This is a genomic window from Chryseobacterium sp. VD8 (genome assembly GCF_037149975.1).
In the GTDB taxonomy this organism is placed as follows: Bacteria; Bacteroidota; Bacteroidia; order Flavobacteriales; family Weeksellaceae; genus Chryseobacterium; species Chryseobacterium indicum.
In genome coordinates this window covers 1-12444 of sequence record NZ_JBBCQL010000131.1, presented here as the reverse complement: position 1 = coordinate 12444, position 12444 = coordinate 1, and the positions used below count along the sequence as shown (strand labels likewise).

Sequence of the window (12444 nt, the reverse complement as noted above, 5' to 3'; positions counted from 1 at the left end):
CACTTCATTTATGTAAAAAAAGACAAAATGGTATTACTTTAATAAGTTTTACGCCTTTGTATATCTTAAAAGCTGAATTCCTAATAATTGAATCTCTTTGTTTAACCTTGCGGTTAAGAAGACTTATCCCGAACTCAGGTTAAAAAAACTCAACAAAGTCTTTTGTCTCTTTTGCGGTTACATTTAAAATGAGTTTAAACTTATTTTTAGATTAGAAAGAATATTTCGCTCCGATCTGGATCTGGTAAGGATTTCCTGAAAGAGGTTCCAGTCCGCTTGTGTTCAGGCTGTACTTAAACTGTTTTGTTGCCTGATCAAATCCTGTAATTCTGTACAGCGCCGTATTTCCGTAAGATTTGTTAACGCCCCATTCTTTGTTGAGTAAATTGGCAACGTTGAAAATATCCACTGAAAGTTCAAAGGCTCCGATTTTTTCAAATTTGATTTTCTTTGCTACACGAACATCCCAAACTCCGTAGAAACCATTTTTTCCGCCGTTTCTTTCTGCAACTTTGTTGTTGTAATCCGTAATATAGTTCTTCAAAGCCTGTCCCACTTCAGGATTATCAATTAAAGTCTGTGTAAGATTCGGGAAAATGTAAGCTAAATCGTTCGTGTCTACGAAATCTCCGTTTACATTTCCTCCTGCCGTTACAGAGAAACGGGTTCCGCCGATTCCGGCATACCTGATTCCCAAGGTAAATCCTGCAATGGTTGGAGAGTTACCGTAAATCACGACTTTGTTTCTGAACTGGTTGTCCGAATACGACATTCTTAAGTTTCTCGGATCTCCCGAAACCATGGTAGACAGTGTTGCAGAATTGGCTACGTTTCCGTTATACGAAGTATTGTCTTTGATGTCCGCCCAGGTGTAACTTGCTGTAATTTCTCCGTCTTTCCAGTAACGGTAACTTGTGTCTAAAACGAATGAAAACTGATTGACTTTTCCATCACTTACCAATTCCAGAACTCTTCCGAAATTTTTGTTGATTCTTCCGTCTTTCCAGCTCAGTGTTCCGTTGGCTGCAATATCTGCTGCACGAACAAAAACTCCTCTTCCGCCTTCATTATCCAGCGTAAAATAAGGATTTGCCACCATATTTCTGTCGTAATAGAAATAGTTGTTTCTTCCCAGTGTCATGTAACCCGCAACTCCCGCTCTGAATCTCTCGTTGAAGAAATGCGTGTAAGAAACATTAGCTTTATAAACTACCGGAATTTTTGCATCTTTTCCTGTATAGTTAATGGTAGGAATCTGATTCTGAGCAAGTGTAGGAACAGTGTTGTAATCATTTCTATAGCTATTAAAGTTCGGAATAGGAACATCTTTACCAGTCACATCCACTGTTGCCAAATGTCTTCCGTCAAACACCAGATTATTGATAATCATATAATTGTTGATATCTGAAGAGAAAATTCCGGCTCCAAATTTCAGGAAGTCTTTATTTCCTTCATTAATATTCCAATCGAACTGGAATCTTGGCTGAATGATGAATGATTTGATTTGATTATCTGTCCGTATTCCCATTTCATCATACAATTTCTGATTGAAGCCTGCTTTCGGATAACCGCCGTAATCCAATCTTAAACCCGCCATTAAATCCAGACCTTTTGCAATTTTTGTCTGAATCTGTCCGTAAACTCCCAAATTATAAATATTGGACTTTACAGAAGGATCCTGCATCAAAGGAACTTCTCTGTAAAATCTGTACGCCACAAGATTATTGAAATTAAATAAATTATCTCCTCCGTTGGCTGTAGGATTCTCCCTGAAATGGAATCTTCCGTTCACTTCACTTCCGTACAACGATTTTGCCATCGTGTACATTAAATCTGCACCGAATGTATATTTGATTTTATCCGTATTGTAATATAAATTGTCTACGATCTGGAAAACATTATTCCTGAAACTTTCCTGTGCAAAACGGTGACCTCCGATCTGAATATTGGTTGCCTTATCTTTTCCGTCGATGCTGGTTACAATATTTTCGACAATAGCTCTCGGAACGGGATGACCAAGCTGATCGTTCTGATAACTGTCCTGAAAAGTGTAAAGATACTGCGCCTTCAGTTCGTTCGTCATATTCGGCTTTAAGTTGGATCTTAAAGTCAACAATAAGCTGTTATCCAAATTTTTATCATTTCCATACGATTCAAATGCATTGATCGCTGTGTTGTCTCCTAAACCGTTTTTGTTCAGATCGTACGTGAAATTATTTCTTAAAGTCAATAAGTTTTTATCGTTAATCTGCCAGTCTAAACGCAAAAATCCGGCATCAGAATTTCTCACTTTATCAAAACTTCCGAACTGTGGTGTATTTCCAACCCCATATTTAGCTCTGGCAATATCAAGGAACTTATTTAAAGTAGCTGTGGTGGTATTTAATCTCAATTCGTCGTCATGAGATTTGATATCGGCAATCTGCAACGGTCTTGAATCCAATTGATGATCCCAAGCAACGAAGAAATGCAGTTTATTCTTAATGATCGGTCCGCCTAAAGAGAATCCGAACTGAGAAGTGGAAAAATCGTTGTTGATTTTATTTCCTCTGATGTCGTATTTGCTCGAAAGCCAGTTTGTCCTCAAATATTCCCATGCACTTCCTGAAAATTTATTCGTTCCGGATTTTGTAACTGCACTTACGGTTCCGCCTCCGCTTCTTCCTAATGTGACATCATATTGATTAGTGGTTACTTTAAATTCACGAACCGCTTCGATTGAAATAGAAAACGGAGCATTGCTTCTGCTTGTCGTAGAACCTGCAGATGTAGGATTTTTCGCTGTCATTCCGTCGATGGTAAAATTCGTGGAAGAACCCAACTGTCCGGAAATACTTCCGTTTTTACCGCTCAAAGGAGAAAGTTCAGCAAGATTGTTGAAGTTTCTTCCGTTTACAGGTAAAATTCCGATATTTTTGGTTGTAATGGCTGTTGCCGCACCTAAATTCCCGATTTTGTTTTTTAAATTTCCGGTAACAACAACTTCTTCAATGCTTTTCTCGCTTCCCAGATCTACGTTTACCGTTACCTGATCTCCAAAATTCACATTGTAGCCTTCCCTTTTTTCATCATTTACGAATACGGTGTAAGGTCCGCCCAAAGGAATTTCTTTGAAAATATATTCCCCTTTCGAATTGGTTTCCGTTTCCGTTTTAAAACCTGTGGATTCATTTACAATGGTTACTTTTACCTTTTCCTGCGGAGCTTTTCCGGTTCCGGTAACTTTTCCTACAATGGAAGCCTGAGTGGTCTGCGCATACACAAGAGTTCCAAAACTCAGAAACAATAATCCCAATACAATCTTTACTTTTTTCATATTTACAAATTAGCTTTGCAAATGTATTTTGACTTTCAGAATCCTCTGTTTAAGGGAGTTTTAACATTTTTTAAATTATATGGGAACCTTATGTTACCTGAATTTTAACCCCGATTTTATCTGGTGGATAATCAGTGGGTTTAAATATGTTACAACTTTTTAATTTTCGCAGAATATTTAATTCCCTTATTTTTTAAATTGGAATTACTTTTATTTATTTTTGCTGAAAAGATAGAAACCCGATGTCCGAAAACATACAACAGAAAATAGAAGATCTGCGAAAAGAGCTTCATCAGCACAACGAAAATTATTATCTCCTTGATAATCCGACGATTTCGGATTATGATTTTGATATGCTGCTGGAAGAACTTCGAGATCTGGAAGCAAAATATCCCGAATTTTATGACGAAAACTCTCCTACCGTTCGTGTCGGCGGTGGAATTACTAAAGTTTTCCCTACGGTTCAGCATAAATTCAGAATGTATTCTCTTGATAATTCTTATGATTTTGACGATCTTGAAGACTGGGAAAAAAGAATTATTAAAACCATTGACGAACCGGTGGAATTTGTTGCCGAACTGAAATATGACGGTGCTTCGATCTCCATTTTGTATGAAAACGGAAAACTGGTTCAGGCAGTAACTCGCGGTGACGGTTTTCAGGGTGATGAAATTACGGCAAACGTTCGTACCATTTCGGATATTCCTCTGAAACTCAAAGGTGATTTCCCTGAACATTTTTTTATGCGCGGAGAAATTTATTTAACCCGAAAAAATTTCTATAAAATCAATAAACAGCGTGAGGAAGAAGGTCTCGACCCTTTCATGAATCCCCGAAATACAGCAAGCGGAAGTCTGAAAATGCAGGACAGCGGCGAAGTGAGAAAACGCGGGCTTTCATCGGTTCTGTATCAGTTTATTTCAGAAGATATTCCTGCAGCATCGCATTGGGAACTGCTTCAGAAAGCGCAAAGCTGGGGTTTCAAAACTTCTCAACAGGCAAAATTGTGTACTACTTTGGATGAGGTGAAGGAATTTATCAATTTCTGGGACGTTGAAAGACATAATTTACCGTTTGAAATTGACGGTATCGTTTTAAAAGTCAACTCTTTAAAACAGCAGAGACAGCTTGGATATACCGCAAAATCTCCACGCTGGGCAATGGCTTATAAATTTAAGGCTGAAAAAGTGGAAACCGAACTGCAAAGCGTTTCTTATCAGGTCGGAAGAACAGGAGCCATCACTCCGGTTGCGAATCTGAAACCTGTTTTATTAGCCGGAACAATTGTGAAAAGAGCTTCACTTCACAATGAAGATATTATTAAAAAGTTAGATCTTCATGAAAATGATTTCGTTTACGTAGAAAAAGGCGGTGAAATTATTCCGAAAATTGTCGGCGTCAATACCGAAAAAAGAACGGAAGAAAGCAAGGAAATTGAATACATTAAAAATTGTCCGGAATGCGGCACTGAGCTTGTAAAAATCGAGGATCAGGCAATTCATTTCTGTCCGAATGATCTTCACTGTCCGCCACAGGTTGTGGGAAGAATGATCCATTATGTTTCCAGAAAGGCTTTAAATATTGATAATCTGGGAAGTGAGACGATTGAGCAGCTTTACAGGGAACGACTGATTGAAAATCCTGCGGATTTCTATGTTTTAACGAAAGAGCAGCTTCTTCCGCTTGAAAGAATGGCAGAAAAATCGGCACAGAACATCATTTCAGGAATCGAAAAATCCAAAGAAATTCCGTTTGAAAAAGTGCTGTACGGAATCGGGATAAAACACGTCGGAGAAACGGTTGCCAAAAAACTGGTTAAAAATTTCCCGACCATCGAAGATCTGAAAAATGCAACCGTGGAAGAGCTTTGCCAAGTAGAAGATATTGGAAGCAAAATCGCGGTAAGCATCGTGGAGTTCTTTGCAAATTCCGAAAATATTTTGATGATCGAAAGGTTAAAATCTTACGGAGTACAACTGGAAAAAGGCGAAAGTACAAACGAAGTCCTGTCGAATATTCTGGAAGGAAAAACATTCCTTTTTACCGGAAAATTATCATTATTTACCCGAGAAGCGGCGGAAGAAATGGTAGAAAAACACGGCGGAAAAAATATTTCGGCAGTATCCAAAAACCTTAATTTCCTTGTGGTGGGCGAAAAAGCCGGAAGCAAACTGAAAAAAGCACAGGACATCGGAACAATTGAAATTCTGGATGAACAGCAGTTTTTGGATTTGGTAGAAAAATAGTTCTTCTTAAATAATTACAAAAGACTGTCTCTCAAAGGCAGTCTTTTTTTAGCTGTGTTCCAAAATATACAGAGCGTCCGAAATTTCCCTTGCAAATCTTTCATCACTATTTTCGAAATAATAAAAACCTTCTTCAAGACTTTTCGCATTTTCTTTGATCCATTTCAGAAATTTTTTATGATCCGATTCATTCAAACTTTTATTTTTCAGGTTTTCGTTGACAAAATCCTGATAATAATACCGGATAAAATCTACATAAATCATAAAGCTGTTTTGGACAACATCCACTTTCCAGCAGTCTAATAATTTTTCAATTTGACCCGTTAAATTATAGATCCCGAAAAACAGATCATCATCAAAAAAAGTCCTATTTTCTAAGAAATACTTCCACCATTCCAAAAGAAAAGTTGTAACCGCTTCTTTTTCGGCATATTCCCAGATTTCCCATTTTCCGTATTCCAGTTTTCCGAAAATACCAAACGGCTGAATTCCAAAATCATGATCGATACAAAGCTCCAGTATTCTCGGCAGGAAATGTTTAAAATCATCCACATTTCCCCACGTTGTCATTGCTTTAAAAGCATATCGGGAAAGATCCTCTTCTTCGAGCTCTCTGAGTTCCTTAGTATGAATCTTCTCTTTGTCACGATCCGAAACGCAACAGGGGCATCCCTCTATAACAGACCGGATTTCATATTTTGAAAAAACAGAATATAGGTTTTCAATCGACTTTTTCAGACTTTCATTCAAGGTTGTAGCATTTTACGATACAATATACCTCATTTGGATTTTTATCAAAAGAATTATTGTAATTTTATTTAGTAAAATCTTCAAAATGGAATTTTTAAAAGATCATTACGTTATCCAGAATGAGCTTCTGCTGATTTTCATTTCCGTTCTTCTCGGCATTTTCATCGGGACAGAACGCGAGTACCGGAATAAATCGGCAGGGTTGCGCACTTTTATTCTGGTCTGTTTCGGATCCTGTTTGTTTACGATACTTTCTATTAAAATCGGAGTTGCCAATCCGGATCGTCTTGCAGCCAACATCATTACCGGAATTGGTTTCCTTGGAGCAGGCGTTATTTTTAAAGGAGACAGCAAAATCGACGGAATTACCACTGCCACAACTATTTTTGCCACTGCTTCCATCGGAATGGCAGTCGGATCAGGATATGTTTATCTTTCACTCCTCGGAACGCTTCTTATTTTAGTGGTTTTAAATTATTTAACCTATTTTGAAAAATTTATAGACAGACATCATAAAATCCGGGAATATAAAATTGCGGTAGTCAATTACCATGATATTCAACATTGTGAAGAGCTTTTTAAGAGAAACCATCTGAAATTCACCTTGGCAAAACAACAGTATACACAGGGAAATCTCTCGACAACATGGGTGGTTACAGGCAATAATACCAATCATGAAATTTTAATGAAGAACCTGATGGAAGATGATAAAATAATTGCCTACCAGTTTTAATATCATCGATGTCAATAAAAAATCCCTTCAAATGAGGGATTTTGGAGGTTACACGATTATTTCTTTTTAAAAATATACAGGGCTTTGTTCGGGCCGTCAATCGGTTTTCCTTCCATATCAAGCTGTGTAAGTGTATTTTCCCCAACTTTGTATCTGTATTTTGAAATTTTTCCGTTTAAGGTAATGATGCTTCCCGTAGAATCCCATGTAAACATTCCTGTATCTTCATTTTTAGAATTTCTTTCCAGATATTCTTCTGTGATTTTAAAAGATTTATCCTTACTTAAAACAAGGATAGTTTTAATTCCGGGGCAGTCTGCGCATGGAACTGTGGCTTCGTACGTTCCGTCCCAGTCTAAAGAATTTTCTGAATTATCAGAACCCGCAACTGAATTTGTTTTGGTACTGTCCACCGGAGTCTGAATTGCCATCGGATCTGTTTTAGGGTTCATCTCCACTTCAGGATTTTTGTCTTTTTGCGTACAGGAAACTACAAGCGACATAAGAGCGATTCCCAAAATCTGAATTGTTTTTTTCATAATAAATGATTTAGCGTGAATGCTTTTTCAGCAGCAAAAATTAAGCCGCCTGATTGGTTGATGGTTTCTTGTTGATAGTTGATGGATCAAACTGATTAAAGATTAAATCGTATCATCAATCTTGATACAAAAATTTTACTTGTTCTTACTTTTTAGAATAATCGGTATGCTGAATTACAATTCGGTATGCTGAATTATAATTTTACGTTTGAAAATAACAGAATCATAAAATATTAAATTTGAACAGCCTCTAAAAAACAATCAACTATCAGCCAATTTTAATCTAAGTATACTATTTTCTTCGTAAATTCGGCAAAATTTTGATTATGACAAAAAAGATACTTCTATCTGTATTTCTTTTGCCGGCTGTAATGACGTTTGCACAGCAATACGGCGGAATGTGGATTCCAACGGAGCTTAATGAAAAGGAAATGAAAGATTTGGGAATGAAAATCTCTGCAAAAGATATTTTTAATCCGCAAAAAGCAAGCATAAAAGATGCGGTTGTACAGTTCAACGGAGGCTGTACCGCAGAAATTATCTCGCCAAAAGGGTTATTGCTTACCAACCATCACTGTGGTTACGGGCAGATTCAGTCTCACTCAACCGTGCAGAACGATCTTTTATCAAATGGTTTCTGGGCAAAAAATCCTCAGGGAGAACTTCCGAATCCGGGAGTAACGGTAGACTTTATTGTTGATATCAAAGAAGTGACCTCTCAGATTTTAGACGGAACCGATAAACTGCAGGAACCCGAACTTTCTAAACAGATTGCCAAAAATATTGAGATTTACAAAAATTCTCAGAAAACAGAACCTTATCAGTCGATTTCTGTAAGATCCATGTATTATGGGAATAAATTCTATGCTTTCACTATTGAAACATTCAAAGATATCCGTCTGGTAGGAGCTCCGCCTCAAAGCATCGGAAAATTCGGTTCGGATACAGACAACTGGGTTTGGCCAAGACATACCGGAGATTTCTCCATGTTCAGAATCTACGCTGATAAAAACAACAAACCAGCGGAATATTCTAAAGACAATGTTCCTTACGTTCCGAAACATTATCTTCCGGTTTCCATTAAAGATAAAAATGAGAATGATTTCACTTTTGTATTCGGATTCCCGGGAAGAACCACAGAATATCTTCCTGCCATCGCAGTTGAAAAGATCATGAAAGATACCGATCCTGCGAGAATTGCAGTGAGAGATGTTGCTTTGAAAACATTGGACGAAAAAATGCGTACCGATGATGCCACAAGAATTCAGTATGCTTCAAAATATGCTTCGGTAGCCAATTACTGGAAAAAATGGATCGGTGAAGTAGAAGGCTTGAAAAAATCTAACGCGGTAGAGAAAAAAGTACAGTATGAAAATTCTCTGATCGCTAAAAATAAAGATATTAAAACGACTTTAGACCAACTTAACAAATTGTACAACGATCAGGCTCCTTATGCATTAAATAACGCATATTATTCTGAAACCATCAGAAATGCAGAAACATTAATGCTTGCCAATCTTTTCTACAACTACATTACTGCGGTAGAAGCCGGAAGAATGGACGAAAAAGGAACCACTTCCTTTAAGAACAGGCTGACTTCTTTCTACAAAGATTACAATGCAGAACTTGATGCAAAAGTTACGGCAAAATTATTGGCTCTTTATGCCAATAAAACGGCTCCGGAATTTTTACCTGCAGGATTTGAAAAATATAAAAATGAAGCGCAAAATCTTCAGACGATTGAAGAAGATTCTAAAAACTCCATCATTACAGGAAGAACTGAAGTAAACGGAGCTTTTCTTAGTAAAGATATCGAAAAGGCATTCTCCAATCAGGATAAACTGATCAAGACATTAAAAAAAGATCCTGTTTATCAGACTTATTTATCCATGAGAGACACCTACATCACCAAAGCTGATCCTCAGTTTACGTCGATGCAGACAAAAATTGATGCTTTACAGAAGACTTACATGGCGCAGCAAATGGCAACGGATAAAGACAGAAAATTCTTCCCTGATGCGAACTCAACGCTTCGTGTAACGTATGGAAAAGTGAAAGGTTCTTCTCCGAGAGATGCCGTTTCTTATAATTATCAGACACATTTGGCGGGTGTAATGGAAAAATATGTTCCGGGAGATTACGAATTTGATGTTCCGAAAAAGCTGATTGATCTTTACAGCAAGAAAGATTTCGGAGTGTACAAAGATAAAACCGGCGATGTTCCTGTAGGATTTACAGCAACCAACCACACAACGGGAGGAAACTCCGGAAGTCCGGCTCTTGATGCCAACGGAAATCTGGTAGGACTGAATTTCGACAGACAATGGGAAGGAACAATGAGCGACATTAATTATGATCCTCGTTTCAGCAGAAATATCATGGTGGATACGAAGTATATTCTTTTCATCATCGATAAATTTGCAGATTCCAAATGGCTGATTGATGAGATGAAAATTGTAAAATAAATAATAAGAAAAGTCCTGAAAATTTCAGGACTTTTTTATTTCTTTACGATTCTTACTTTAAGAGTCTAAAAAGGTTTTTAATTTTTACATTCCGGCTCTCCACAGAACTTACCTACTTTTTCGCAAACACCATCGTAGTTCATACAAATCATTAATCCTCCTTTTACTGTTTTAAGATTTTCTCTAGAAAGTTTCTTTAAATTTTTCATTGTTTTTGTTTTAATTTGTTTCCTACTCTGTGAGCTTTTCGGATACCGCTATATTTTAAGATAAATTTAAACAAAAGAAACAATTCTCCAATAATTTTTCACACATTTAAGAAAAAAATATCTTATGTTAAATAAAATAATGTTTTTACAACATTTGCTGATCTGAAATCCTTTTTAAAATATAAACCTAAAACTTAATAGCTATAACCATCGAAAAGGCACAAAATATTCAATAAATACTGTAAGGCACAAAGATTTTATCTACGATAAAATTAAGCATAAATCCTTATTGAAAATCTTTGATTTTCTTGCGCCTTAATGATTGAGACTAATAAAAAGCTTGCGTCTCTGCGCTTTCCAAAAGAATATTTTTAAAAAGTTTAAACTCTATATAATAAGCGTTTATTTAGATTTTTTTATCCGCATTTTCAGGATGGAAATTGCACACGACCTAAAAACGGAAAGAGGCTTTTTCAAGCCTCTTTTTTTAATGTCCGAAAATATCTTTTAAACTCACTTCCCTGAAGGTTCCCATCTTATCAACCGCTTTCCTGTTCAGGTTTTCTTTTTTTCCGATAATGGCGGTGTTAAAGTGAACGGATTTTATGTAATGATCGTAAAAATCTTTCAGATCTTCAAATTTCAGGCTTTCAATCTGGCGATAGATATCTTTCCTGAAATCATGATGAATATTTAGTTTTCTTAATCTTAACGTATTGAAGAAAATATTCGTTCTCGTTACCCGTTGCGAAGCAATCTGTTTTAAAGCAGAATTTTTTGCATTTTCAAACTGTACTTTCACTTCAGGAAGCTCGGTCATCAGTTCAGTCATCGTATCCACCGCAATCTGCAATTTGTCCGGCTGCGTTCCGATGTAGGTGGTAATGTAATCCGGATGATCCAACTCTGAATTCGCTGCGTAAGAAACGTATGCAGAATAGGCTAAACTTTTGCTTTCACGGATTTCCTGAAAAACAATGGATGACAAACCGCGTCCGAAATATTCATTAAAAACATTGATTTTACCAAAATTTTCCGTGTTGACATTGCGACCTCTTCCCACTTTGCTCATTTCCATCTGAACCATGTCGTAATCTGTAAAATATACGTTTCCGTCTGTTTCTGGTTCCGGATAGTTTTTAGGTTCCGGAATGACAAAACTTTCATTTTCAGTATATTTTCCGATGTATGAAGTGAAATTTTCAAAATTCCTTCCATAGAAAAATATCTGATACGGATATCTGAACAGTTTTTTCATCCGGTCTGTAAAAACTTCCACATTGCTGCTTTCCAATTCTTCTTTTGAAATAACATCCGTAAACCGTGAAAAAGATCCCAATTTGGTATAATTCGTAAGAGCTGTCATAATTCTGCCTTTATCCTTCTTCATCGCAGCACGGTTTTCCAGAATAGTTTCTGTAAACTGTCTGTAAATTTCCTGATCCGGCTTTACTTCATACAGCCAATGCTGCAGAAGATCTATTCCTTTTTCAATATTTTCTTCCAAGCCGTTCAGCGAAATAATCAGCTGATCGTTGGTGGTTTTAAAATCATTGGTAACGCCGATTTTGAAGAATTCTTTTTTCAGATCTTCCGGAGAGAATTTTCCAGTTCCCAAATACTGAAGAACCTGAGTTGAAATTCCCAGATCACGGTCATGATCGCTTCCGAAAGGAAAAATAAAATGAACCTGCGCAATATCGTTGTATTTATTTTTAACAAAACTGACGGTCTTGTCTTTAATAACATCTTTCTGAATTTCCTTTTCATAATCAACAAATTCCGGCTGAATGTCTTCCGTTTTTTCTTCTAAAATCTGGCGTAAAAACTCAGACTGGGCTTCACGGTTTATTTTCACAGGAGTAATTCCCGGATTTTCTACGCGTATTAATTTTTCGTTTACTCCTTTTTCTTTGTAAACGATCACATAATTATCCCTGAAAAACTCATTGGCAAAGGCAATAACCTCTTCTTTCGTCAGTTTTTCATACTGATCCATTTCATTCAGTTCCTGTTCCCAGGTTCTGCCTTTGATGTACGTATCATAAAGGTTTGTTGCCAATCCGTCTGCGGTTTCCAGTGCTTTCATCCTCTGAATTTTAAAATCGTTGATAATCGCAGGAAGCATCCAGTCAGGAAATTCTCCTTTTTTAACCAGTTCAATCTGCTCCAGAACCAAATCTCTG

General features: G+C 36.9%; 8 protein-coding genes. 3 read left to right on the top strand and 5 right to left on the bottom strand.

What is annotated here, in order from left to right:
- Positions 1-211: 211 nt before the first annotated feature.
- On the bottom strand, positions 212-3316 hold the full coding sequence (locus WFK35_RS14270) for a TonB-dependent receptor (RefSeq protein WP_336733113.1): 3105 nt from the start codon (positions 3314-3316) through the stop codon (positions 212-214).
- 242 nt (positions 3317-3558) lie between these two features.
- Between WFK35_RS14270 and ligA the strand changes: the two genes are divergently transcribed.
- On the top strand, positions 3559-5562 hold the full coding sequence (gene ligA / locus WFK35_RS14265; protein WP_336733112.1) for an NAD-dependent DNA ligase LigA: 2004 nt from the start codon (positions 3559-3561) through the stop codon (positions 5560-5562).
- Between the two features lie 48 nt (positions 5563-5610).
- On the opposite strand, the gene WFK35_RS14260 is transcribed toward ligA, so the two are convergent.
- On the bottom strand, positions 5611-6312 hold the full coding sequence (locus WFK35_RS14260; protein WP_336733110.1) for a hypothetical protein: 702 nt from the start codon (positions 6310-6312) through the stop codon (positions 5611-5613).
- Positions 6313-6397: 85 nt separating this feature from the next.
- Between WFK35_RS14260 and WFK35_RS14255 the strand changes: the two genes are divergently transcribed.
- A complete protein-coding gene (locus tag WFK35_RS14255; protein ID WP_214588841.1) occupies positions 6398-7045 on the top strand; it encodes an MgtC/SapB family protein in 648 nt (215 codons plus the stop codon).
- Positions 7046-7101: 56 nt separating this feature from the next.
- Here WFK35_RS14255 and WFK35_RS14250 read toward each other — a convergent pair whose 3' ends face one another.
- Positions 7102-7584 (bottom strand): copper resistance protein NlpE, encoded by a 483-nt coding sequence (locus WFK35_RS14250; RefSeq protein ID WP_336733109.1) that lies wholly within the window; start codon positions 7582-7584, stop codon positions 7102-7104.
- 326 nt (positions 7585-7910) lie between these two features.
- Here WFK35_RS14250 and WFK35_RS14245 point away from each other — a divergent pair, with 326 nt between their 5' ends.
- Entirely contained in the window at positions 7911-10049 is a 2139-nt protein-coding gene (locus tag WFK35_RS14245; protein WP_336733108.1) for a S46 family peptidase, read from the top strand.
- A 77-nt stretch (positions 10050-10126) separates the two neighbouring features.
- Here the strand turns inward: WFK35_RS14245 and WFK35_RS14240 are convergent, their stop codons facing one another.
- Positions 10127-10258 carry a bacteriocin-like protein gene (locus WFK35_RS14240; RefSeq protein WP_262487837.1) on the bottom strand — a complete coding sequence of 44 codons (132 nt, stop codon included), beginning with the start codon at positions 10256-10258 and terminating at the stop codon, positions 10127-10129.
- Positions 10259-10745: 487 nt separating this feature from the next.
- Positions 10746-12444 (bottom strand): insulinase family protein (locus tag WFK35_RS14235; protein WP_336733107.1); only part of this gene is annotated, 1699 nt, incomplete at its 5' end.

Excerpts from the sequence above, each read along its gene's own strand:
- WFK35_RS14270 (WP_336733113.1), bottom strand. The coding sequence starts at position 3,316 with ATGAAAAAAGTAAAGATTGTATTGGGATTATTGTTTCTGAGTTTTGGA.
- WFK35_RS14245 (WP_336733108.1), top strand. The coding sequence starts at position 7,911 with ATGACAAAAAAGATACTTCTATCTGTATTTCTTTTGCCGGCTGTAATG.
- WFK35_RS14250 (WP_336733109.1), bottom strand. The coding sequence starts at position 7,584 with ATGAAAAAAACAATTCAGATTTTGGGAATCGCTCTTATGTCGCTTGTA.
- ligA (WP_336733112.1), top strand. The coding sequence starts at position 3,559 with ATGTCCGAAAACATACAACAGAAAATAGAAGATCTGCGAAAAGAGCTT.
- WFK35_RS14255 (WP_214588841.1), top strand. The coding sequence starts at position 6,398 with ATGGAATTTTTAAAAGATCATTACGTTATCCAGAATGAGCTTCTGCTG.
- WFK35_RS14240 (WP_262487837.1), bottom strand. The coding sequence starts at position 10,258 with ATGAAAAATTTAAAGAAACTTTCTAGAGAAAATCTTAAAACAGTAAAA.